Source organism: Streptomyces sp. WAC05374 (assembly GCF_004353505.1).
GTDB lineage: Bacteria > Actinomycetota > Actinomycetes > Streptomycetales > Streptomycetaceae > Streptomyces.
Genome location: NZ_SMNQ01000001.1, coordinates 48,455 through 72,534, shown reverse-complemented (window position 1 = coordinate 72,534; position 24,080 = coordinate 48,455). Strand labels below are relative to the sequence as shown.

Annotated in this window: 13 protein-coding genes, 1 tRNA gene and 2 pseudogenes; 8 read left to right on the top strand and 8 right to left on the bottom strand. The window is 66.3% G+C overall.

Features of this window, described 5'->3' with window-relative positions; translation table 11 throughout:
* Nucleotides 1-94: 94 nt before the first annotated feature.
* Together E2B92_RS00310 and E2B92_RS00305 are read right to left on the bottom strand one after the other, a co-directional pair.
* Nucleotides 95-556: a hypothetical protein gene (locus E2B92_RS00310; protein WP_126882865.1), complete on the bottom strand. Its 462-nt coding sequence runs from the start codon at nt 554-556 to the stop codon at nt 95-97.
* Between the two features lie 172 nt (nt 557-728).
* Nucleotides 729-1,913, bottom strand: coding sequence for a tyrosine-type recombinase/integrase (locus E2B92_RS00305; protein WP_126882866.1), 1,185 nt, complete (start codon nt 1,911-1,913; stop codon nt 729-731).
* Between the two features lie 202 nt (nt 1,914-2,115).
* On the opposite strand from E2B92_RS00305, the gene E2B92_RS00300 reads away from it, so the two are divergent.
* The gene (locus E2B92_RS00300; protein ID WP_443070210.1) at nt 2,116-4,083 is read left to right on the top strand and encodes a pentapeptide repeat-containing protein; all 1,968 of its coding nucleotides are present in this window, start codon (nt 2,116-2,118) and stop codon (nt 4,081-4,083) included.
* Nucleotides 4,084-4,256: 173 nt separating this feature from the next.
* Here the strand turns inward: E2B92_RS00300 and E2B92_RS00295 are convergent.
* Nucleotides 4,257-4,330: transfer RNA gene (locus E2B92_RS00295), tRNA-Trp, on the bottom strand.
* Nucleotides 4,331-4,644: 314 nt separating this feature from the next.
* Here E2B92_RS00295 and istA point away from each other — a divergent pair.
* A complete protein-coding gene (gene istA, locus E2B92_RS00285) occupies nt 4,645-6,042 on the top strand; it encodes an IS21 family transposase (protein ID WP_235023609.1) in 1,398 nt (465 codons plus the stop codon).
* On the top strand, nt 6,039-6,809 hold the full coding sequence (gene istB / locus E2B92_RS00280) for an IS21-like element helper ATPase IstB (protein WP_126882868.1): 771 nt from the start codon (nt 6,039-6,041) through the stop codon (nt 6,807-6,809). Before istA ends, istB begins: the two co-directional genes overlap by 4 nt.
* 35 nt (nt 6,810-6,844) lie before the next feature.
* Here istB and E2B92_RS00275 read toward each other — a convergent pair whose 3' ends face one another.
* Nucleotides 6,845-7,342: a hypothetical protein gene (locus E2B92_RS00275; RefSeq protein ID WP_126882869.1), complete on the bottom strand. Its 498-nt coding sequence runs from the start codon at nt 7,340-7,342 to the stop codon at nt 6,845-6,847.
* A 409-nt stretch (nt 7,343-7,751) separates the two neighbouring features.
* Between E2B92_RS00275 and E2B92_RS00270 the strand changes: the two genes are divergently transcribed.
* Nucleotides 7,752-8,165 carry an actin-binding ADF family protein gene (locus E2B92_RS00270; RefSeq protein WP_126882870.1) on the top strand — a complete coding sequence of 138 codons (414 nt, stop codon included), beginning with the start codon at nt 7,752-7,754 and terminating at the stop codon, nt 8,163-8,165.
* Between the two features lie 608 nt (nt 8,166-8,773).
* Here the strand turns inward: E2B92_RS00270 and E2B92_RS00265 are convergent.
* Nucleotides 8,774-9,172 (bottom strand): DUF6233 domain-containing protein, encoded by a 399-nt coding sequence (locus tag E2B92_RS00265; protein WP_126882871.1) that lies wholly within the window; start codon nt 9,170-9,172, stop codon nt 8,774-8,776.
* Between the two features lie 141 nt (nt 9,173-9,313).
* Between E2B92_RS00265 and E2B92_RS00260 the strand changes: the two are divergent.
* Nucleotides 9,314-9,668, top strand: a pseudogene (locus tag E2B92_RS00260) (DNA-3-methyladenine glycosylase 2 family protein); the annotation flags it as partial.
* Between the two features lie 224 nt (nt 9,669-9,892).
* On the opposite strand, the gene E2B92_RS00255 reads toward E2B92_RS00260, so the two are convergent.
* Nucleotides 9,893-10,294: a hypothetical protein gene (locus E2B92_RS00255; protein ID WP_126882872.1), complete on the bottom strand. Its 402-nt coding sequence runs from the start codon at nt 10,292-10,294 to the stop codon at nt 9,893-9,895.
* Nucleotides 10,295-11,232: 938 nt separating this feature from the next.
* Here E2B92_RS00255 and E2B92_RS00250 point away from each other — a divergent pair.
* Nucleotides 11,233-11,550 carry a hypothetical protein gene (locus E2B92_RS00250; RefSeq protein WP_126882873.1) on the top strand — a complete coding sequence of 106 codons (318 nt, stop codon included), beginning with the start codon at nt 11,233-11,235 and terminating at the stop codon, nt 11,548-11,550.
* On the opposite strand, the pseudogene E2B92_RS00245 reads toward E2B92_RS00250, so the two are convergent.
* Nucleotides 11,510-12,356 (bottom strand): annotated as a pseudogene (locus tag E2B92_RS00245) (IS5 family transposase). The gene E2B92_RS00250 and the pseudogene E2B92_RS00245 overlap by 41 nt on opposite strands.
* 436 nt (nt 12,357-12,792) lie before the next feature.
* Here E2B92_RS00245 and E2B92_RS00240 point away from each other — a divergent pair.
* Entirely contained in the window at nt 12,793-12,996 is a 204-nt protein-coding gene (locus tag E2B92_RS00240) for a hypothetical protein (RefSeq protein ID WP_126882874.1), read from the top strand.
* 214 nt (nt 12,997-13,210) lie between these two features.
* Here the strand turns inward: E2B92_RS00240 and E2B92_RS00235 are convergent, their stop codons facing one another.
* Nucleotides 13,211-16,483 carry a DNRLRE domain-containing protein gene (locus E2B92_RS00235; protein ID WP_160159713.1) on the bottom strand — a complete coding sequence of 1,091 codons (3,273 nt, stop codon included), beginning with the start codon at nt 16,481-16,483 and terminating at the stop codon, nt 13,211-13,213.
* A 375-nt stretch (nt 16,484-16,858) separates the two neighbouring features.
* On the opposite strand from E2B92_RS00235, the gene E2B92_RS00230 reads away from it, so the two are divergent.
* On the top strand, nt 16,859-24,079 hold the full coding sequence (locus E2B92_RS00230) for a polymorphic toxin-type HINT domain-containing protein (RefSeq protein WP_133087344.1): 7,221 nt from the start codon (nt 16,859-16,861) through the stop codon (nt 24,077-24,079).
* Nucleotide 24,080: the final 1 nt, after the last annotated feature.

Sequence of the window (24,080 nt, the reverse complement as noted above, 5' to 3'; positions counted from 1 at the left end):
GCTCCGTCGTACCGGGGATGGACATGCAGGGCTCCTTCGTGGGTCAGGTGCCGCAGAGGTGAACACCTTCACGGCGTCGTGCGGGGGCGGGTACTCATGGCTGCTGGTCCTCGGCGGCCTTCTTGCCCGCGGTGATGCGGGCGAGCGCCTCGCGGAAGACGGGAACGAGTTCCTTGTCCATCCGGTAGGCGATGTTCTGGTGCCAGGAGGGGTTGTTCGGGTTGGAGACAGGGGTGATGGGCGCCGGGGTATCGTCCGGCCACCAGCCCTTTCGGACTCCACGGTCGACGGTCCGCTTCAGGCTGTTGGACGGGCCGTTCAGCTTGCCGATCACGCGGCGGAGGTGGTCGGCGTCGATGTAGCCGTCGCCGTCGACGATGACCATCTCGGCCATCCGGCGCGAGCTGGCGGTCAGGTCGTGGAGGTAGCGCTCGGCGCGGTCGACGGTCCAGCCCGGGCGGACGGTGCTGATGGACAACTCCGCGTGGTGCTGGGCGGCGAGCGCGACGAGCTTTTCGGCGAACTCCTCGCTCGCACCCTTGATGATGATTTCCATGCGGCCCTTCCGGCAGATTCTTGCCCGGTTCTCCCCGGTCTCCACGGAGGCTGCCTGACCGGAGGACTCTTCGTCTAGACCGGGGAGAAAATTGGCGGAATTCTGCACTCGTTCGGGTGACGGCTGTCTCGACTCGGATGGCGTGTCAGGGCCGAGGCGACAGGTGCCTGAACTACGTATCACCGCAGTTCAGGCACCCGGGAGTTGTTGTGACGGAGTCAGTCGGCCTCGTGCCCAGCAGGCTGGCGAGGTCGGCGGCGAGGCCGTAGCCGGGGCTGTCGTCGAGGAGTTCCCGGCGTCGGTTGTAGAGCTGGGTGGTACGAGAGTCCTTGTGGTCGGCCCACCGCTGCACTTTGTCCGGCCGGGCGTCCGGATTCGCGAGAGCGTGCGTGACGGCGTCGCCCTTCACGCCGTGGGGACCGCGAAGCGGGAGCCCGGCGCGCTTGGCCAGGGACTGGAGGAGCCGCCACACCGCGGGTTCGTCGAGCTGGGCGCCGGATGCGGTGCAGAACAGCCAGCCGGTGGTGCGGCCGTCGAGGTACTCCATCAGCGCGTCCCATGTGGCCGGCGGGATCGGTTTCTTCTTGCGGCCGCCGCCCTTGACCTTCTCCAGGAGCAGCACGCGGTGTCCTTTGTCGTACCCGAGGTCCTCTACGCGGGCGTTGAGCAGGGAGTCGATGCGCAGGCAGCAGGTGCAGAGCGTCATCAGCAGGGCGTACGCGCGCTTGCGGTAGGCCTTGATGCGGTGCTCGTCGCGGGCGACGGCCACGAACCGGGCCCACTCGGCCTCGGTGTACCCGGGCGTGGGGGAGTAGGTCGGGTCGACGTAAGGCCGTTGGACCGCGTCGAAGGGGTTCTTCACCCCGTCGTCGCTGACCTTGTCCAGGTAGACGAAGAAGGAGGAGGCCGCCGACAGCGCGTTCTTGCGCGAGGCGTCCGAGTACGGCTTGCCGGTGCGGGTCATCTCGCCCCGCCGGCCGCCCTTGTCCCGGACCCAGGTCGGGGTGGTCTCCAGGTACATCCGGAAGGTGTCGGCGAGGACGAACTTCACGGCCATCGGGTGTTCGCCGTGGTCCCGGGCGAACTCCTCGAAGACGCGGAAGCCGCGGGCGTAGGACTTCTGCGTGTTGACCGAGCGCTGGTGCGCGACCCAGGCCGCCGCGAGCGTCGGCAGAAGGTCGTCCTCGCCATAGATGGCGACGAGGTAGTCGTACAGCTTCCGCGCGTGCTCCGGCCACAGTGCGCGAGGGTCGTGCCGGAACGTCGCGAGCGTCGACCGGGGCGAGCGGGCAACCTTCGAACCCGGTATGTCGGGTGATTCACATGATTGCAGGGCATCCTGATCGGACGTCAGCATACGTACAGGATGACCGTGCTTATCCTGTGCGTTCCTGCTGGCGGCCCGGCCTGATTGCCGGACAGCACGGAAGAGGTCAGCGAGCGCACATGATCAGCTCGGCAACCGTTTGGCCGTGCTCGATCGTCCTGTAGTTATGCCATCCCGGAGTCAGGAAACGTCCACCCCGCCTGAGTGGCCCCACTGTGGCCACGGCACCAGCTTGGAGGACCAGGTCGGCTGCCGAGGCATCCACGTCCCCGGCCACACCGCATGCCTCGCACACCTTGCCGACGCCGACCGTGACACCTATCTGGCCAGCCTGACCCCCGGCAGCGACATCGACCACCGCGGCACACGCTTCACCGGACCTCTTCTCGATGCCCTTCTCGCCGCCCTCCACGACACCACCGGACAACCCCGATTCGGCCTGGCCCGGTTCGAGTCGGCGACCTTTGAGAGCGACGCCAGGTTCGCGTCGGCGACCTTCCAGCACTACGCCGGGTTCGAGCTGGCGACCTTCGAGAGGGGCGCCAGCTTCGCGTCGGCGATCTTCGAGAGCACCGCCTGGTTGGAGTCGGTGACCTTCCAGGGCGACGCCAGGTTCGGGTCGGCGACCTTCCAGAGCTACGCCGGGTTCGGGTCGGCGACCTTCGAGGGGGAGGCCGCGTTTGAGTCGGCGACCTTCGGGCAGACCGTCGGGTTCGAGTCGGCAACCTTCGAGATGGGCGCCGGCTTTGTGTCGGCAACCTTCCAGGGCGACGCCGGGTTCGGGTCGGCGACCTTCCAGGGTTACGCCGGGTTCGAGTTGGCGACCTTCGAGGGCACGGCCGGGTTCGGGTCGGCGACCTTCCAGAGCTACGCCGGGTTCGAGGCGGCGACCTTCGAGAGCACCGCCGGATTCTGGGCGGCGACCTTCAAGAACTACGCCAAGTTCGGATGGGCGACCTTCGAGGGCACCGCCGGGTTCCGGGCGGCGACCTTCGAGGGCGCCGCCGGGTTCGAGTTGGCGACCTTCAAGAGCTACGCCGGGTTCGAGGCGGCGACCTTCGAAAGCGACGCCTGGTTCCAGTCGGCGACCTTCAAGCAGGCTGCTACCGTTGGCCCTGCTGTATGTGCCGGGCGAGTCCTGCTGTCCGGGGCAACCTTCGGCGGCCCGGTGACCCTCTCCTTCGCTGCGCACAGCCTTGAGTGCCGTCGGACTCGCTGGTCGTCCACGGCTGAGGTGCGCCTGCGCTACGCCACGGTGGATTTTGCGCATGCAGTGTTCGAGTACCCCCTCACCATCGCCGCAGAGCTGGACCCGTTCGTTCTCGACGACGGCCAGCAGTTGGCAGAAGATCCTCATGCGAGTGCGCCCAGCTCTGGGGTGAGGCTGGCGTCGCTGCGCGGAGTGGACGCGGCCCACCTGGTCCTGGCCGACGTCGACCTGTCGGGCTGCCTGTTCGCCGGCACAGTGCACCTGGACCAACTGCGGCTGGAGGGCGCCTGCACGTTCGACACCATCCCGCCCGCCGTCCACTGGCGCCGCTGGCCGCCCGTGCGGTTCACCGAGCGGCGCGTCCTGGCCGAGGAGCACCACTGGCGCGCCAGCCGGCCGGGGGCGGTGCGGGGCTGGAATGTGGCGGTCCTCGGCGCCGGGCGCGCTGGGCCGTTGCAGATGGCGCCGGTGTACCGGGCGCTGCGCAAGGCGTTCGAGGACGGGAAGCATGAGCCGGGGGCTGCGGACTTCTACTACGGGGAGATGGAGATGCGCCGCCACGCAGGCGACATTCCCCGCAGTGAGCGGTTTCTGCTGACTGCGTACTGGGCGTTGTCCGGCTACGGCCTCCGTGCGTCCAGGGCTCTGGCCTGGCTCGGCGTCGCCATGTGTCTGACCGTCGTGCTGCTGATGGCCGTCGGTCTGGCGAAGGAGACCCCGAGGCAGACGGCGACCGGCACCGTCCCGGCCGGCGGGGGCAAGGTCACCTTCGAGATCGGAAAGGACGATCCGAAGAATCCTGCCGGTGACCGGTTCAACGGTGAGCGCTTTGAGAAGGCCTTGAGCGTCACGCTGAACTCGGTGGTGTTCCGCTCGTCCGGCCAGGACCTGACCACCGCCGGCACCTACATCGAGATGGCCTCCCGCCTGGCTGAACCCGTTCTGCTGGGCTTGGCCGTCCTCGCCGTCCGCAACCGCGTCAAACGCTGACCGAGGACGAAGGACTGACCGGCGGCGCAGCCGACCTAGCACCCCGCGTGTGGAGGCTCGTGCATCACCGCTCAGACCTTCCTGCCCTCTCCTGCGCTACCGTCCTGGTGATCGGTGGCGCAGGGACTCATGGGCTCCCGCACGCCGGCATGGGCGCTGCACTGCTTGCGTAGCAGGGGTGACAGGAGTCGAACCTGCGACATCCGGTCTTGGAGACCGGCGCTCTGGCCATCTGAGCCACACCCCTTCGCAGACGCCACCATGCCAGTCAGCCGGGTGTCGCACCACCGACTTTCCCGGCGCCGCTGCCGGAGCGTATGTCCGCCACCGGCGTGCAGGCCGGTGATCTCGTTCTCCTTGCGCCAGCGCAGCAGGGTCTGGTAGCCCACCAGCCACGCCAGCGACTTAAAGGGTGTCGGCGTACACGTGAACGTGCCCAGTCACGTACGGATGAACGTGCCCACCTCCGGACGTACCGAGGGTTGATCGTGGGCAGTCTGCTGCCGGCCTGTGAAGGGTGGCGGAGGGCGGCTGACCGTGGTCTTGGACCCGCAACGGTGGATGGAGCTTCGACGTTTCCGCGGGCTGTTTGAGTCCGGGGCGATGAGCCTGTCGGAGATCGCCAAGGAGACCGGGCTGAACCGCCGCACGGTCCGCAAGTACCTCTCCCCTGAAGGCCCGGTTGCGCCGCCTCGTCGGGTTGCGCCCGGACATGGCCGTCGGCGGATGGTGGATGAGGTTGCGCCTCTGATCGACGCGATGCTGCGGTCTGAGATTCTGATCAAGGGTGCCGTGGTTCACGAGCGGCTGGTGGCCGAGTACGGCTTCACCGGCACCTACCAGCGGGTCAAGCTCTACATGCAAGAGGCCCGGCCGCGGATCGCGGAGGAAATGGGCATCAGCCCGGGCGAGCTGGCCGGGCTGCACCGCAGGTTCGAGGTCGTTCCTGGAGCGCAGGCCCAGGTCGACTGGGGAGACGAAGGGCAGATCCTCGCCCACGTCGGCATCCCGAAGGTCTACTCGTTCCACATGACCTTGTCCTACTCGCGGGATCCATTCTGCTGCTTCACTACCAGCCAGGACCTGGCCACCTTCTTCGACTGCCACCGACAAGCGTTTGCCCACTTCGGCGGGGTGCCGATGTCGATCGTCTACGACCGAACCAAGACCGTGGTCCGACGCCACGTCGCCCCGGGCGAGGCGGTGCCACTGCACCCGGAAGCGGTTGGATTCGCGGGTCACTACGACTTCGACATCGACGTGCTGGCCGCCTACCGCCCTACCGGGAAGGGCTGGGTCGAGCGGCAGGTCCTGATCGTCCGCGACCATGTCCTGGCGGGACGGTCCTTTTCCTCCATCGAGGAGCTGGACTCCGCTTTCAACGCCTGGGTGCCGTTGCGCCGGGCGAAGTCTCACGGAACCCACGGTGAGGTGATCGGGCACCGAGCGATCCGCGATCACGGGGCCCTGAGGCCTTTGCCGGCGACGCCCTATGTGGTCACTCAGCGGCACCTTCGCTACGTCGGCAGGGACTGCCTGGTCGCCTTCGACGCGAACCTCTACTCGGTGCCGGCCCGCAAAGTCCGCCCACGTCAGCTGGTGGAAGTCAGAGCCACGAAGTCCCAGATCACGCTGCATTCCACCGTCCCTGACGCCAGCGGCGACACCCTGCTGGCGATCCACCCAAGGGCCGTCGGCCGCGGAGCCTGCGTCGTCGACGAGAAGCCCTGGGACGGCCTGCCCGATGGGAAGAACCGGCGGACCACCACCGGTGACGTTCCTTCGCAGCCCCGTCACGAGAACGCACTCAGCGAGGAGACGGCCGGCTCGCTGATGGCCCTCCTGAACCGGGCCGCGGCCGTCCGCGTCGAGGTCGGCCGCAGACCGCTGTCGGTCTATGACGAACTGACCGGGACCCGTCCCTTCACCACCCACCCCACGCAGGAGGAGCCCAGTTGAGTGAGCTGGTCAGCACCCGAATCCGCAGCACAGCCGCCAAGCTCGGCCTGCCCCACCTGGCCGAGAGCCTGAACCAGTACGCCGGCCGGGCGGACGAGGCCAAGATGGGCTACCTCGACTTCCTCGACCGGGTCCTGGCCGAGGAACTCGCTGTTCGTGACGATCGGCGCTTCCGCCAGGGCCTGCGGCTGTCCAAACTGCCGCACCACAAGACGCTCGACGAGTACGACTTCTCGTTTCAGCCCGAACTCGATCCCCGCAAGATCAAGGACCTGGCCACCCTTGCCTTCGTCGAGGCCAAGGGCAACGCGGCCCTGCTGGGACCGCCCGGGGTCTGCAAGACCCACATCGCCGTCGCGCTCTCGGTCGCCGCCTGCCGAGCCGGCTTCTCCGTCTACTTCACGACCCTCGACGACATGGTCCGCCAGCTCAAGGCCGCCGAAGCCGCCGGACGCCTCAACAGCAAGCTCCGCACCTACCTCCGCCCAGGCGTCCTCGTCGTCGATGAAGTGGGCTACCAGCCGCTGGAACGGGATGAGGCAAACCTGGTGTTCCAGGTGATCTCCAAGCGCTACGAAAAGGGCTCGATCATCCTGACCTCGAACAAAACCTTCAGCGAGTGGGGGCAGGTGTTCGGTGACGAGGTCCTCGCCACCGCCATCCTCGACCGGCTCCTGCACCACTGCGACGTCGTCTCCATCAACGGCCCCATCTACCGGCTCAAGAACCGGCTCGCCGCCATCGAGCGCGACGCGAACGTGGCCTGACCGCAGGCGATCCCCGTCGTCGTGCCGCCAGCTTCCTAGCAACTCTGGCGGGCGGGCAGTCCCGCTCGGGCCCGCCAGTAGTCCGCGTCGCGAGATTCGGTCAGCCATCCGATCACACGCTCAGCGCCTGTTTGGAAGACGCCAGCCAGCGAGTTCTCCTCGCCGACGACAAGCCTGAGGGCGTCGACGTCATGGGTGGCGTGATCGGTGTCGCACCAGCAGGCAACGTTCACCGCCGCGTCGACTGCGAGCCGGCCTCGGTCTGTCCACACCACCTCAAGCTGGAACTCCAGCTGATCGGCCCCAGCCGCATGCTCGACGACATCCAGGCCGAAGATGATCGGCGTCCACGGCTGCGTGCCTGGGAAGACCGCGTGCTGCAGTGCCCATTCCCACTCCGCCCCGTCTCCGTCGACGCGAGCCGCATCGACGGCCCGAGCCGCATGCCTCAGGGATTCCACGTCGGCAGGCGACAGGAAAGGGAAGAGCGTGGGAAGCGGGACGTCGTCAAAGGCACCTCGGTTCATGGCCATGCGTCGATCATCCGTTCTCCCCGCCCCGAGCAACAAGGAGGCCCCATTCCTGAGGTCTCCGCAACGAGGCTGCCAGGTTGCCGTCCACCAAGCTGAGCACGTTCATCCGTACCTGGCTGAGCACTTCAACGAGTACGGCGACACAGGTGGGAGAACTGGAACGCGCATCGCCGACCTCGAAGCACACCTCCTGGAAAGACCCAGCATCGCTGACGGCCTGCAGGACGCATCAGGGAGCTCGCAGGCCGCGGTGGGCTTTGTCAGCCGTCGCCTGATCACTCCGCAGTGAAGTTCGGCAAGCTGCGTGTTATCGATCACGCTCTGGGGAACCTACAGAGGTCGATCGATCAGGCGGGGCGGTGGCAGCCCGATGGCGAGGCCACACGCCCCCTGACTGCGAGGAGAGCCCATGGGTTCCTCTGGCGTTGCCGTCTCTCCCGCGTGCATTGAGGCTTTCAACAGGCTCAAGCCGGAGCGCAAATACAAGTACATCATCTTCAATGTCAGTGACGGCAGCGAGGAGATCGTAGTCGAGAAGACATCGGACGACGGCGACTACGGGGCATTCCTCAAAGACCTCCCGAAGCCCGACTGCCGCTACGCGGTTCACGACTTCGAGTACGAGAGGGAAGGGAAGCGCAGCGACCTCGTCTTCCACGTGTGGGTGCCTGACGAGGCCAAAATCCAGAGCCAAGTGTTCTTCTCTTCCTCCAAGGACGCGCTCCGGAAGCGCCTCATCGGTATCGCCGTGGACATTCAAGCGACCGACTTCACCGAGGTCTCCTACGAATCGGTCCTGAAGAAGGTGACTCGAGGGCTGTGATGAGACGCTAGCCAGTCTCCACGCAGACCACCGCAGCGGCCGTCGGCTCGTGGAGCCGACGGCCGCTGCCACCACCCGACGTCCTCTCATCAGCTTGCCTGACGCTGCGTCCCCTGCGCGACCCTGACGCGTGGGAGCTGGACGAGGGCGCAGACGGCAATGCGGACTCTAGCCTTCCTTCAGGGGCAGCGGTGACACAGCGTCCCGGCGAAATCGGCGGATCAACTTCCTGGGCCGCCGGTGTGGCCCCTCGGCCAGTGGGGCTACGACTTCACGCGGACCGACCTCACAGGCTCAGGGAGAGGTGCCACCTGCCCGGGACTGACCTCCGCGACGACCGAGAGGCGAACCGGGGCCTCGCTGGGGTGCCGCGAATTCCAGAGCTCCGCGCAGACCTTGTAGACGGTCTTTGGCGTGGGACCTCAGCGGTGTGGTGGTGCCGCACAGCACGCACGGGGCGGCCGGCCAGAAGTGCGGGCCGTGGCGCCAGTCCAGGAGCTGCACCAGCGCCTCGGGCTGCTCCGGACCCGTGGGCACAGCACGCAGAGCCCGGGTCTACGCCGACATCCGCCGCCACCCCGACCACGATGCCTAACACGACCCGAGGCTCACCGCCCCGCCGTCCGGCCGGACGACCGCAGCCTAAGCGGGGGAGAGGTCCTCCACCCGTCGATCAGGCCCAACTCGGTGTCGGGCCGGCACACCGCACACGCTTCGACGCCCTCCACCAGGGCGCGCCGGGCGGTCAGGTCGTCCACCCCGGGCGCCTTCTTCGCCATGGCGGAGTCGCCGAGGTGGACCCGGACGACGGCGCGGGCGGCGTCCAGGCCGCGCTGGAGCCGGTAGGGCGGCGGGGGCGGTGGGGCGGTGCGCTGCTGGATCTGGCAGCGCCGGGCTTCGGCCGCGCGCACCTGGCGGACGTACGTTAGATGCACGGTCAGGTACGTCTCGATGTCGGCCAGCCGCTCGTTGTCCGGCGGGTACGGGGGCGGCAGCGGGTCGGACACAGTTTTGGTCCTGTCGGAGCCGTCGTACAAAGGGGTGGGTCAGGCGGCTTCGGCGACGTCCAAGGCCCCCGTCGCGGCCGCCTCGCGCGTGGCCTGCCTCAGCCCGGTGCGGGCCTGCCCGCTTCTCCGCCTCGGCCTCTCCTCCTGCGGGCTTGCCGCTACGCACCCCGGCCTAGAGGAAGCCGCCGCGATAAACCTTCCCGAGGCCATGTGGCGCCTGCAACTGATCCCCGGCATCGGCCCATGGACCGCCGCGGAGGTCCTGCAACGCTCCAACGGCGCCCCCGACGCCCTCACCCTTGGCGACCTCCACCTGCCCGGCCACATCGGCTACGTCCTCACCGGCCGCCGCGACCTCGACGACACCGACATGCTTCAACTCCTGACCCCCTACGCCGACCAGCGTCACCGGGCCACCCGCCTCGTCCTGCTCACCGGCCGCATCCCGGCCCGCCGCGAACCCCGTGCACCACTGGGCCGCATCACCCGCCTGTGACCTGCAGGGCCCGGGCGCGCGCCGGCGGACCGGTCACCCGGCCTTACGCACGCCCGGCCGTCGCTCAACCCCCGTGGCGGGGCTCGTGTCTATGTCGGCCAGGCCCGTGCCGCGCAGATTCGCGCCGTCCGGGTCCGCGCCGTGACCGGGCTGAAATCTTGCTCTCACTGCGCGGCCGGCGACTCGGTGAGGTGCACCGCCTGGGCGCGCCGCGCGGATGGCGGTCAGGAGCGGTGCAGCAGGAACTCGTCGCCGTCGTTGACGTAGCTTGAGATGACGAGCTCGCCATCCAGCTCCGCCACGGTGAGCGTCAGATCGCCAGGCCCCTGGAAATGCAGGTCGACTTGATACCCAGCCGTGTACTTGTCGAACGACCAGGTGCCCTTCCCGCTCACCCGCCCGTCCGTATCGACGGGCAGGCCGTCTTGTTCCGGCTTGTCCGCCTGCAACCCCTTGGCCACGAAACGCTGGTCTCGCTCGGTCATTGTGAGACGCGCGCCTCCTTCTCCCTCCCAACCGCCGACCAACTCAGTCACCTTCAGCTCGCGCTCCTTGAGGGCGGTCGAACGCGGCCGATCATCACCTAGCAGCGCACAGCCGGAGAGGCCGAATACGAGGAGAGCCACCGTGGCCACTCCGCTCAGACGGCGACCTATTTCATACCCAGAACTCATTCAGACTCCATTGCAGCCAGTCGCCGCCAAGCAGGGGAGGGCGCAGCCCCACGACGGACACGGCACCCTCACCCCCGCTTACCTTAAGACGGCAAGGCGCGGCTTGAAGCGGGCGGGGCGAGCGACGTGGAGTAGTGCTGGTCCAGCCCGGCGAGTAGCCGCGCCATGGACGGACCTTCTCGCAGGCATCGACCAGATCCGGGGGCGAGGGTATGCCCTGTGGATCCCGCCCGGAGGGTTGCTTGGGTGGGGCGGTTCGCGCCGCCGGCCGACGGGTGGATTTAAGAACCGCGACGTGGAAGGCGATCAAGAGCAGGCGCGCACAGAGCCGCATCCATGCGCAGCGGTTCGGCCTGAACCGGTACGAGGTGGAGCGGGGCGGTTACGGCGGAGATACTGCACCCGGAGCCCAACGGATAGGACGGCTGCCCAGGCCGGGGACGACCTGAAGGCGTGCGGGACCTGACAGCCGGATACCGGGCTGGGGATGCTGGACTGTCTGGGCTGACCAGCGGGGCGCGCCTCAGCTCGCCTTGCGGGGCTTTCGGACCGGGGTCTTCTTCGCCGCCGCCTTCTTCGGCGTCCTGGGAGCTGACGGGCTGCCGCGTCAGGTGCCGGTCATGGCGCTGGTGCACGAGGAACTGCAATTCCGGAGCGGATCCCACGTCTGATCGAACGTGCCGTTGGGCTTGTCGGCCATGGCCAGGGCCCGGAACCAGGCCTGACCAGCACACACGGTGGCTGCTCAGGCCGGTCCGAAGAGTGCGTCGGCGCAGATGCGCTCCCAAGTCAGGCAGGCTAGCTGATCGTTTCAGAATGAAACGCTTGGCCAGAGAGTTGCGCGCTGCGATGATGCGGACGCGACTGGGCGGTGGGGACGGGGGCATCAGGTGACGCGATGGCAGCTCTTGCGTGGAGACGTCCTGGTCGGTGAGCTCAGTGAGTATGGCTGTGATCAGCCGTTCTTCCTGGCGCGCTTCGCCCCGGGGCCGGGCTGGGAAAGCGTGAGTTCGTTGTTCGAGGCATGGGCGGCCTATGAGGGCCCTGACCCTGATGGGCTCAGGTTCGTCGCCCTGGCCAAGCCGTTGCAGGATTTGGGGCTCACGCTGGCTCCAGTAGTTGACGGCCAGCCTCCGTTGCGGCTCTTCAAGGATTGCATCGTGCGTATCAACGGGTCTGAGGCCCGTCTCCGCTACTGGCGCGATTGACCGCCCGCTGGAGCCGCCGGCCGAGGCATATGAGGCTGCGGGCCAGTTCGAGCAGGCCCCTGGTGGAGATCGGCGCGTCGTTCGTAGTGAGTGCGGAGTCGTTTGAACTGGTGCAGCCAGGCGAAGGCGCGCTCGACGACCCAGCGCACTTTGCCCAGTGCGGAGCCGTGGGCGACGCCGCGTCGGCGATCACGGGTTTGATGCCGCGCTTTCACAGCAGGGGCGGTACTTCTCGAAGTCTCGTAGCCACGGTCTGCATACAGCCGCCGGGGCTTGCGGCGGGGACGTTCGCGCAGTCCCGGGATCGACGGGACGGCGGCGATTAGGGGCAGGAGCTGGGTGAGGTCGTGCCGGTTTGTCGCCGGTGAGCGTGACGGCGAACGGGGTTCCGTGGCGGTCGACGATCAGGTGGTGCTTGGAGCCCGGGTGGGCACGTGACGGGCGAGGGGCCGACGTGATCCCCCTTTGAGGGCCCGGACATGCGAGCCGTCCACGGAGCAGTCGTCCAGGTCAACGAGTCCGCGCGGCGGAGTTCGGTCAGCAGAACGGCGTGCAGGCATGACCAGACGCTGGCCTCGGTCCAGTTCCGCAGCCGACGCCAGGCCGTCATCCCAGAGCAGCCCACGGCCTCGGCCGAGAAATCGCGCCACGCGACACCGGTCCGCAGCTCGAACAGGATTCCGGCGAGCGCCTAACGGCCGGGAACACGCAGCCGTCCCGGGATACCAGCGGCGCCGTTCGGGAGCGGACGGCAGCAGCGGAGCCACCCGCTCCTGCAGGTCGTCAGGAACAAGATCAGCATGCACCCGGACATCCTGCCGACCAAGATCGTCGGACACGAGACCCGCAGCTCAACTCATTCTGAAACGATCAGTAAGACACACCTCGTACGGCCTCGGCGTGCCCGCGCCAGCGCCCTGAACGGGGGTATGTAGGAGGATTCGCAGCAGTGTCCGAAGCTGCGTTCAAGAGCCGCCGACCGGCTTTTCCCAGGTCAGACCCTTTAATGGGGCCTTTCCAATGGTCCTCGTGACCACTGTTGTGGGCCTAGCCCCCGCATCACGCACCGTTCCTGGCGTCACGAGCAATCCACTCGCTCTCACGAAGTAGGACGTCCAGCGCTGTCGCTCCATAGCCGCAAGACGCCAAGGGATGAAGACCCCCAGCTCCGCCCGACGTGCCAACTCATGACCCAGGAGGCTCGATACCATGTCCGCCTCGACTGACCCAAACTCCCGCCAGGTGCCCCAGGTCATCACCGCGCTCGTGGCCGCCGTCACCGTCCTCTGTATCCTGCTCACCGTCACCGCGTGCGTGTCCGCTTCCTACGTGGCCTGGCAAGACCTGAGCGCCGCCGCACCCCTCGGCGTCGCCGCCGGCCTTCTCAGCGCTACCGGCACCGTTGCAGCCGCCGTGACAGCCGTGCTGCGCCCTTGGCAGCGATGACCACCTGCCCCCGTCACTGACCGTGGCGGTAGCGGAAGTGGTCAACGGGAGTCCCCGTCCCGGCCCCCTTGACTGCGACGCCCGGTAGCGGTCAAGAGCCGCGGTGTCTTCCTCCTGCCCAGCCACTTGAGACAGCTTTTTGTCGGAGCCCAGCGTGTTGGAGGCTCCGCCCAGTACGTGTTGGGCGGAGCCTCCTGATTGGTTGTGGGGTGCGTTAGCCGATGGCTGAGTATCCGGACCAGGTGGTTCCGATGGTGCTGCGGACTAGGTAGAAGGGTGTGGTGGCGACGAGTCCGGAGGCGTGTCCGGGGTTGACGCGTACGTCGCCGTTGGCGAGGAGGACGACGACTTCGGGGTTGCCGTCGCTGGTGATGTCCTGGAAGCCGGTCACGATGGGTGCCGCTGCGCGTGACCAGCCGGAGGCGCCGTAGGTGTCGAGCTGGCCGCCTGATGCTGTTCTCGTGCCGATGGACGCCAGGTCGAGTGCTCCGGTCGCCGTGTTCTTGCCGTACCGGAGCTGGAGCTGGCCGGCGGTGTTGGCGCGGAATACGAGGTCGAGGGCGCTGTCTGCGCCGAGGTCGCCGAGCTGGACGAGGTCGCGGTCTGTCCAGTCTTCGCCGGTGAGGTGGGTGGCCTTGGTGAAGGTGGCTCCGGTGTAACCGGTGAAGGCCCACAGGTTGCCGCTCGCCAGCGCCAGCATGTCTGGCCGGCCGTCGCCGGTGACGTCGCCGACTGCCACGATCTGTCGGAGGCTTGCCGGAGCGGGCGCGCCGGCGGGCAGGATGACCTCGCGGCGCTTGTTCACGTCGAAGCCGCCGTAGCCGTCGGCTTCATAGGTGTAGAGCTTTCCGTCGGCCATACGGGCGACGAGGTCCTGGATGCCATCGCCGGGGAGCCAGTCGCCGTTGTGGGTGATCAGTGCGTTGGTCCAGTACCCGTCTGGCACCTGTACTGCCTTACCGTCGTCGCCGATGGTGTACGCGGCGGCCATCAGCCAGCGGTGGAAGCGATCCTTGCCGGGGCTCTTGGCGTACAGCTCGAGGACCCCGTCTTCGTTGACGGAGTAGAGGTCGGGGATTCCGTCACCTGTCACGTCGCCGGGGTGGTCGAGCACCTTGGGCGGGGATACGTAGAAGACGTACTGGAAGGGGCTGGAGATGTTGCCGCTGGCGTCGACGGCTCGGACGTACAGGACGTTGGGGCCTGCGTGCGGTGGACGCAGTACTGGCGTGACGGCGCTGCCGTCGGCGGTGGCTGTGACTGTCTGGTCGAAGGCGGTGTTGAAGCTGTACTGGTATTTGGCCACGCCTTCGCCGGTGCCGCCTGGTGTGAAGGTGAAGGTGCCGGTTACCTCGCCGTAGCGTTTGGTCGACCAGACGTCGTACTCGGATCCCGGTGGTGGGAAGGCCGTGGAGGTTGCGTTGGGGCTTGTCGGCGCTGTGTTGTCGACCTTGAACTTGCAGGGCTTTGTTGTCCCGGCGGGTCCCCACAGGGAGGTTGCGCCGTCGTCGTCGATGGTGCGTGCGGCCCAGCTGTAGGTCGTGCCGTTGGTGAACATGCTCCAGGGGTAGGGCGTGTTCTTGGCCGTTCCGTAGCTGTCGGGGGTGAGGTTTTGGTTGACGACCGGGTGGTCGGGGTCATTGGTGGGCCACACGTACAGGTTGATGTACTTGAGGTTCGTGGCGCCGTCCGGGTCGGAGCCGGTGACGATGAAGGTGAGGTCCGACTTGCCGACGCTGGGGACGTAGCCGGCATTGGGATCGCACGTGACACCTGGTGACATCTTCATGGCTGATGCCGTCGGCTCGTTGGGCGGTCTGTTGTACACCATCTCGATGTAGGGGGCGCTTTCGCCGTTGGCCAGGAACTTCTTCCAGTAGCTGGCCTCGCCCTCGTTGGCGGCACGCAGGCCAAGTGGCAGGGAGGCCCACTTTCCGTTGGAGGCTTCCTGAGCGGCGGATCGGATATCCATGGCGATCCACTTGTCGGGGCAGGTGTCGGACCGGTATCCGTGGCCGTTCGTCTGGCTCGACAACTGGCGAATCCAGGCCGGCTGGGTGTCCCACGTGGTGGTGCTGGAGATCGCGCCGGTTAGGTAGAGGTTGTACTGGCGTGAGGCGCAGCCCCAGGCGTAGGTCTGCAGCGCCCGGAACGTCGCGGTCTTCACGGTGGCGCCCCGGAGAGCGGAGGGGTATTCGAAGGTGAAGATCGAGCGGGACAGCCCGCCGCTGTCCGACTCGTAGCCGACGCGGGCGTCGTTGGAGCCGTCGTTGAAGTTCTGGCCGTTGTAGAAGCTGGACGTGCGGTACTTCTCGTACAGGAGTGTCCAGTTCTGCTTCCGGCCCTTGAGGGAGGGGTCGATGAAGACGGGATAAACCGTGTCGGCGTCGGCCAGCAGCTTGTCGGCGACGGTGATCGCGAGCACGCCCGTGTCCTGGTTGAACGTTGCACCGAGCGGCGCGTCGTGGGTGCCGGGCTGCGGCCCGGCGAGACCGTCCTCAGTGAGGCTGGTGTCCTCAACCGCTGCCTCGGGGGAAGGTGCCGATTCGCCGATGGTCTTCTTGACGGGGCCGGCGGAGTCCCACATGTAGGGGCTTGGGGCTGCGGCGACTTCCTGGCCGGAGTTGTCGCGGGCGCTGACCACCCTGGTCTTGGCGTCGAAGGTGAACGTCAGAGTGGGGGAGGTGAGGCGGTAGTCGAGTCCGTTAAGCACTGGGTCGCTTGCTGCTTCGCGGTTCTTGACGATGAGGACGTGGGAGAACCCGCTGTCACGTGCGGTGAGGAGAAGATCGATACCGGGCCGTACTTCCTCGTACAGCGCTCGTGGTCCGTCGATCACAGGGGCGGGGAGGGGGCCGGGCCAGCTGACGACGATGTCGTGTCCGTCGGTGGTGAACCGTACGAGCTCACTCCAGATGCCAGCGTCCTCGGAAGGGCTGTCCAGTAGGAGCGCTGGGCGGGCCAGCGCTCGCGAGGCGCGGCTGGCGCTCTTGCCGGCGGTAGTGCCGTGTGAGAAGAGGAGCGGGTCGTTGACGGCCTTGGGGGCGTAGCCGCCGTTCACTCGCTCGAGGGTGGTGTCGATGGGCTTCCACTCGCCACCGACCTTGGCGCGGATGGTATCGCCGTAGGTACGGGTGCGCAGCAGCCCGTCCGGCCGCGCCCACGTCGTGGAGGTCGCGGTGCGCTGGTCGGGGACCTCGATGTCCTTGCCCGTCCGGCGGGCTTCGCGTACCGCCTCATCCGTGGTGACAGGTGCCTTGCGAGCAGTGTTCGGCTTCGCCTGTGGGAAGCCGTCCTGGGAGAGGGTGGCGTTGAGGTGCAGCCCCGTGGGGATGGCTACCGCGACCGCCAGGAGGGCCGCGAGGCCAGCGGACCGGCGCTTGCGACTGGACCTCAAATTCCGTAGCGCCATGGGTTGTTCAGGCGGGTTCGCTTGCGCTTCGGGTGGCGTACTTGATGCCTTCTCCGCAGCCTTCGAGGCGTCCATGACTTCCTTTCCCCCCGGGGCGCCTGGATGCTGAGCGGCCCTCGGATTTCCTGCTACGCGCATATGTGTGCCAGCAGAGCATGAAGCATCTTCACGCTTTCGTCATCCGCCCTGCGGATCGGAACCCTCTGCCGGCCCCTTTGCGTCGTACGGGTGAGACGGCCTCTGCACGCGGCCTCAGTAGCGGAAGAGCGGTGCTGATAAGCCATCACTCGGTGCAAATCCTCCATGTAGAAGCTCGATTTGCCAGCATGTAGAGCATGATCACCGACTACGTAACGCTTGAGTATGCAATCCTCTCGACCCGCCGCTGATGCCGCGTCAGTCCCTTTACGCAACTTCTCCTCTATTTCCTGTTGTGATTGAGGTCACACCTTGTCGGCGGTTGTGGATTTCCTGTGCACCGCCCCCGCACAATCGCCGAGCTATTTGTCGTTTTCCCTGCGTGGGTTGTTGCTTGCCAAGGCTCCGCAGCGGAAGTGGGGGGTCTCCATGTCCTCGTCCTTTTCAGGGCGCACCTTTCGTTTCCCCGGAAACCTGAACTGGCCGACGATGGCGTGGAGTTCACGTTCGTCGAAGAAGTCAGGCAGCGCGGTGCGTCACCGCCGCGCGCAGCGCGTCCGCCGCCTGGGGGCGATGCTCTCCCTCGCCGTGACCGTGACCCTGCTTCCTGCCGAGGCCTGGGCCATCGCACCGCCCTCCCCTCGCACCGCCCCGACGCTGACGCAACTGCAGCAGGAGGTGGAGGCTGGTCCGGACGAGGTCACGATGGAGCAGCTCAACAGCAGCTGGTCCGGAGCACCCATCGAGCCCCCGGTCGAGTACAACCCCACCCAGACCACACCTCCCACGGGCGGCGCTGCCCCGGTGCCGCTCGAAGGTGCGGGTGACCAGCTCGTGCAGGCAGGCACTCTTCCTGTGCGCATCGGTCAAGCGTCCCCCACCGAGACCGAACCGGCCCCGCCCGCGCCCAGCGGGACCTGGGACGTGGCTCTCGAGCCCCGCGCCAGCACAGAATGGATGGACGTCGACGGCGCCATCATCAAGATCACCCCTCCCGAGACCGGGTCGACACCTGTCGATGTCGAGCTCGATTACGGCCAGTTCGAGGACCTGTTCGGCAACGAGTGGTCCTCGCGCCTGAAGCTCACCCAGCTTCCCGAGTGCTTCCTCACCACGCCCGAGCTGGAGGAGTGCACCACCACCGTCGACGTCCCCAGCGCGAACGACCCCTCGACCGACACGGTCCGCGCCACCATCAACCCCGCCGCCAGCCAGGTCCAGGGACTCACCACCCAAGCGGGAGGCGGCCCCGTCGTCCTCGCCGCCACCGACTCGGCCTCCGGCGCCGGCGGCACATACAAGGCCACCCCCCTATCCGCCACCGGCAACTGGACAGCGGGCGGCAGCAGCGGCAACTTCTCCTGGTCCTACCCGCTCACCGTCCCCCAGCCGCCAGCCGGGCCGGCACCGAAGATCTCCCTGTCCTACTCCTCCCAGACCGTCGACGCACACACCTCCGTCACCAATGGCCAAGCCTCATGGATCGGAGATGGCTGGGACTACCACCCTGGCTACATTGAACGCCGCTACCGCCCCTGCTATGACGACCGCTCCGGAACCCCCAACAATGACAACAGCACGGACAAGAAGAAGTCCGACCTGTGCTGGGCATCCGACAGCGTCGTGATGTCGCTCGGGGGCTCCGCCACCGAACTCGTCCACGACGACGCCACCGGCGACTGGGTCGCACAGACGGACACCGGCGCGAAGATCGAGTACCTGGCCAAGGACGGCAGCGCAAAGACCGCCCAGAGTGACAAGTACGACGCTGAATACTGGGTCGTGACCACGCGCGACGGCACGAAGTACTGGTTCGGCCGTAGCACTCTGCCCGGCCGCACCACCCCCACCAACTCCGCCCTCACCGTCCCCGTCTTTGGCAACCACACTGGCGAGCCCTGCCACGCCGCCACCTATGCCTCCTCCTCCTGCCAGCAGGCATGGCGCTGGAACCTCGACTACGTCGAAGACCTCCACGGCAACGCCATGATCATCGACTGGAAGAAGGAGACGAACCTCTACGCCAGAAACGAGAAGTTCAAGCAGGCCGTCCCCTACGACCGCGGCGGCTACCCCACGCAGATCCTCTACGGCCTGCGCTCGGACAACCTCAGCGGAGCCCCGGCCGGCAAGGTCCTGTTCACAGTCGACGAACGCTGCATCCGCGAAGGCACCACCAGCTGCTCCACCACGGAGTTCGAGTCGAAGAACTACGCGGACAAGCAGCCCTGGTGGGACACACCCTCCACCCTGCACTGCAAAACCGGGGCCGCGAACTGCTACATCACCTCGCCCACCTTCTGGAGCCGACTGCGCCTCATCGAGGTCAAGACCCTCGGGCAGCGCACACCCGGATCAACATCCCTGTCCTACGTCGACCACTGGAAGTTCCACCAGTCGTTCCCCAAGCAGCGCACCGACACCCACCCACCGCTCTGGCTGGAATCCATCACCCGCACGGGCTACAGCACCACCCGGAACAGCTCCGGCAGCCAGCTCACCAAGGCGCTGCCGCCGGTGTCGTTCCTGCCCAACGACCTCGACATGCCCAACCGTGTCGCCAAGAGCAGCACAGACCAGACGCCGGACTTCGACCGTCTCCGCGTGGAGACCATCCGCACGGAATCAGGCGGCGAGATCCATGTCGACTACTCCGACCCGTGCCCCGTCGGCGGCGCACACCCCGCCCCCGCGTCGAACACGACTCGCTGCTTCCCGGTCTACTGGTCCGCTGACCCCGAGGTGCTCTCCGACGAGAACCTCGCCAAGAAGCCAGCCCCCATCGAGTGGTTCAACAAATACGTCGTCCTCAGCGTCTTCGAGAAGGACCGCGTAGCCCGCCAGCCGGACGTCGTCACCAGCTACACCTACGAAGACGACGACGCCGCCTGGGCGAAGAACACCGACGAGTTCACCAAGCCGGCACTGCGCTCCTATGACCAGTGGCGCGGCTACGCCAGCGTCGTCGAAAAGAAGGGCGTCACCAGCACAGACCCTCCTGCCACGGACGCCACCGAGCAGTCACAGACCCGCACCCGCTACTTCCGCGGCATGTCCGGCGACGCCGGCCGCGCCACGATCACCGTCAAGGACTCGACGGGCACCCTCACACTGGGCGAAGACCTGCCCGCCTATCAGGGCAGGGTCGCCGAGACCCTCACCTACACCAAGGCCGGCGGCACCCTCGTCTCCCGACAGATCTCCTGGCCCTACAGCAAGACATCAGCCTCCCGCGCACGCACCGGCCTTCCGGCACTGGATGCCTACCGCACCGGCACCGTCCGCACGGACACCATCCAGAACATCAGTGGCGACCGGACCCGCACAGTCCGCGAGCTCACCACCTACGAGGACACCTACGGCCTCCCCACCAAGACCCACACGCTCACCCTCACCCCGAACGACGCCGGCGGTGAAACCACCGGCGATCAAAAGTGCACCACCACGGCATATGTGCACAGCACCGGAAAGCACCTGATCGGCCTGCCCCAGCGGGAGCGCACCACGGTCGGAACGTGCGACCAGGCAGGCACCGCCACCGCCACCCAGGTCATCTCCGACACCCGCACCTCCTACGACGCACTCGCTGCCTTCGGCACAGCTCCCGTCAAGGGCATGCCCTTCCAGGTGGACACCGTCAATAAAGACGGCACCGGCTGGATCACCTCGGAACGTACGACGTACGACGCTCTCGGTCGCGTCACCAGAGCCCTGGATGCGGCAGACAACCCCACCACGACCACCTACAGCCCCTCCACTGGACCGGCATTCGAGGTCACAGCCACCAACGTGCTGGGCCACGCCTCCACCACGGCTGTCGACCCCGCACGTGGCTCGGTGCTGACCACCACAGATGCCAACGGCCGCAAGACGACCAGCGAGTACGACGAACTGGGACGCCTCACCGCCACATGGTCCCCGTCCCGACCCCTGACGGCAGAGGCCACCGCTCGCTTCGAATACCAGATCGACGACAACAAAGTCCCAGCCGTACGCTCCCGCACCCTGCGCGACAACGGCACCTACGCCGACACCGTCGCCATCTACGACGGCATGCTGCGCCCCCGCCAGACCCAGACCGAGGCCCTCGGCGGCGGCCGGATCATCACCGACACGCTCTACAACGCCAACGGCACGGCACGACAGGTCAACAACAAGTACCTGGCCCAGGGTGAGCCCGACACACAGCTGTTCTTCCCGGCCACCGTCTTCGAGGTGCCCAACTCCACGGAAACCGCGTACGACGGCCTGAACCGGCCCATCCGCATCACCACGCTGCACGAAGACGTCGCCCAGCACTCCACGACCACCCGCTACGAAGGCGACTGGACACTGTCGCGCACGGCCATGTCCGCCACCGGCACCACCCCGCTGTCAGGCAGCGTCGCGGTCAAGACCTGGACGGATGCACTGGGACGCACCTCCAAGGTCCAGCACTACCAGGCCACCGACCTCACGACGAGCATCGACACCACCTACCTCTACGAGCCCCGCGGCCACCTCGCAGAAGTCACGGACCACCAAGGCAACAACTGGACCTACGACTACGACGCACGGGGCCGTAAGAAGTCGGCCACAGACCCGGACATGGGCACCGCCTACTTCGAGTACGACAACCTGGACCGGCAAATTAGGACAGAGGACTCCCAGGCCAGAACCCAGCACACGAAGTACGACGCCCTCGGCCGCCAGACGGAGCTGCGCGAGGACAACGCCGAGACAGGACCGCTCGTCGCAAAGTGGACCTATGACACCCTGCCCGGCGCCAAGGGCCAGCCTGTGGCCTCCGTCCGCTACAACGACGGCGCAGCCTTCACCAGCGAAGTCACGGGCTACGACACCGAGTACCGCCCCACAGGATCAAAGATCACCATTCCGACCACACCCATGACCACGGGACTGGCCGGGACGTACACCTACACCAACACGTACACCCTCACGGGCAAACCCCAGTCGGTCGACCTCCCGGCCACGCCCGGCGGCCTGGCAGCCGAGAAGCTCGTCACCCGATACGACGGCGAAGGCTCGGCCACCACAACCTCAGGTCTGCTGTGGTACACCGCCGAAACCGTCCTCAACCCATACGGGGAAGAACTCCGAACCACCACGGGAGAAGCACCACGCCGGGTATGGACGACCAACACCTACGACCGGCACACCGGCCGCATCAGCCAGTCGATCAAGGACCGGGAGACCGCCCCCACCTCGATCTCAGCCGTCACCTATGCCTACGACACGCTGGGCAACATCACCTCTGTCACAGACAAGCAGCCCGCCAGCACGGAAGAGCAGTGCTTCGCCTACGACCCCATGGGACGCCTGGCACACGCCTGGACAGACGGGAACGGCAGCCTGCTCTGCCCAAGGACGTCGTCGGCACAGGGCGCCGGCCCTGACCGCGCGAACGTCGCGGCGGGTCCGGAAGGCAGCGGCTACTGGCACTCCTACAAGTTCGACGCCATCGGCAACCGAACCGAGATGACCGTTCACGACCGCACCGACGCGGACATGGACGACATCCACACCTACAAGTACGGCAAGACTGTGGAGGGGGGCCCGCAGCCGGCCCCGATCGTCCAGCCCCACACCCTGACAGAGGTCACCTCGGTCCTCCGCGCGCCTGGATCAGTGATCAAGCCGCGCTCCACCCACCAGTACGACTCCGCCGGCAACACCGAAGAGCGGGTCGTCGACGGCAACACCCAGAACCTCAAGTGGGACCGCCGCAACAAGCTGACGTCGGTCGACACGAACAACGACGGCACCGCCGACGTCAAATACCTGTACGACGCCTCCGGCAACCGCCTTATCGAGGACGACGGCACCACACGCACCCTCTTCCTCGGCGAAACCGAAATCGTCGTCAACACAGCAGGCCAGGCCGTGGACGCCCGCCGTTACTACAGCCACCCAGGCGCACCCACCACCGTGCGTACAACGGGCGGTAAGACGACGGGCCACAAGATCGCCGTGCTCCTGCCAGACCACCACGGCACGGCGACCACCGCCGTCGAGCAAACCGCCGCCCAAGCTGTAACCGGCCGCCGGTTCGACCCCTACGGCAACCCCCGCGGCACCGAACCCACCAACTGGCCTGACCGCCACACTTTCCTCGGCAACGGCATCGACGATTCCTCCACCGGTCTGACTCATATCGGGGCCCGCGAATACGACGCAACAACCGGCCGCTTCATCTCCGCCGACCCGATCATCGACATCAATGACCCGCTCCAGATGAACGGGTACACCTACGCCAATGCCAATCCCATAACTCACTCTGATCCCACCGGCCTGTGGATCGGATGGCTTCTCAAGAAGGCAGCCGAGCACGCCCAGGAACAGCAGGACATCGCCTCCCTCGGCTCCTATGTAGCGACTGTCGAGATGGCGGAGGCTGGGGAGCCCTATGTGCGTACGGTGCAGAACGGATATGGCGGCGCGGAAGGTCGACGAGCTCAGCGGAAATACGGCGGCGAAGATGCTATCAGTGAAACAAGATGGAAGATGTGGCTCTATGGCATGCCCGAGAAGGATATAGATGACCTCGGCGAGTGCCTGATATTCGACTGTAATCAGATGATAACTGCGGATGACCTGGAGGCTCTGCCTCTGAGTAGTCAGAGTGCCGCAGAGATGTTTGGCAGAGCGTTTGCGGACGGTCTTGGCTATCGTATGGGGCTTGGTGCAAGCGGAGCCAAGCCAAGCAAGCTCATGCAGAGGTGTTTCGGCAATAGTTTTGTTCCCGGAACTAAGGTGCTGATGGCCGACGGCACGGCGAAGTCCATTGATGACATCAAGGCCGGAGACACCGTCCTAGCCACTGATCCTGAGACAGGCGAGACGGCCGCAGAGGCTGTGACAGCCACCATCGAAGGAACCGGCTCCAAAGAACTAGTACGACTCACACTGCGTACGGGTAGCGATGCAACTGATACGGCAACCGTTATTGCCACAGACGGCCATCCGTTTTGGGTGCCAAGCGACGATGAGTGGGTACCTGCAGAGGACCTCAGTCCCGGAGCATGGCTCCAGACGGGTGCGGGTACACTCGTCCAGATAACTGCAGTCGAACGGTGGACTGATGGCAAAGCCACAGTTCACAACCTGACTGTTAGTGATCTGCATACGTATTATGTGGTCGCTGGGGCAGTATCCGCCCTGGTTCACAACTGTAACGTTGCACCCGCGGGTCATGTTTACCGAGGCGGCATCTACAAGAATCTTAAGGATCCTGCAACAGGGAGGAATGTTCACGGCACTGAGATCAACCATATGCCGCCCAACTCGATCAATGGACTGCCGCGAGATAAAGGTCCGTCAATCCAGATGGACAGGGCGGACCATTACAGGACGGCGAGCTGGGGCCGGAGTCGCGAGGCGATAGAGCATCGTCGGCAGCAGCAAGCGTTGATTAATCAAGGCAACTATCGCGCAGCCATACAAATGGACGTCAATGACATTAGGTCGAAATTTGGCACCAAGTATGATAATGCGATCAAGGAAATGATGTACTTCCTTCCTCCTGGATGGTGAA

Excerpts from the sequence above, each read along its gene's own strand:
- E2B92_RS00310 (WP_126882865.1), bottom strand. The coding sequence starts at position 556 with ATGGAAATCATCATCAAGGGTGCGAGCGAGGAGTTCGCCGAAAAGCTC.
- E2B92_RS00305 (WP_126882866.1), bottom strand. The coding sequence starts at position 1,913 with ATGCTGACGTCCGATCAGGATGCCCTGCAATCATGTGAATCACCCGAC.
- istA (WP_235023609.1), top strand. The coding sequence starts at position 4,645 with ATGGAGCTTCGACGTTTCCGCGGGCTGTTTGAGTCCGGGGCGATGAGC.
- E2B92_RS00275 (WP_126882869.1), bottom strand. The coding sequence starts at position 7,342 with ATGGCCATGAACCGAGGTGCCTTTGACGACGTCCCGCTTCCCACGCTC.
- E2B92_RS00270 (WP_126882870.1), top strand. The coding sequence starts at position 7,752 with ATGGGTTCCTCTGGCGTTGCCGTCTCTCCCGCGTGCATTGAGGCTTTC.
- E2B92_RS00235 (WP_160159713.1), bottom strand. The coding sequence starts at position 16,483 with ATGGACGCCTCGAAGGCTGCGGAGAAGGCATCAAGTACGCCACCCGAA.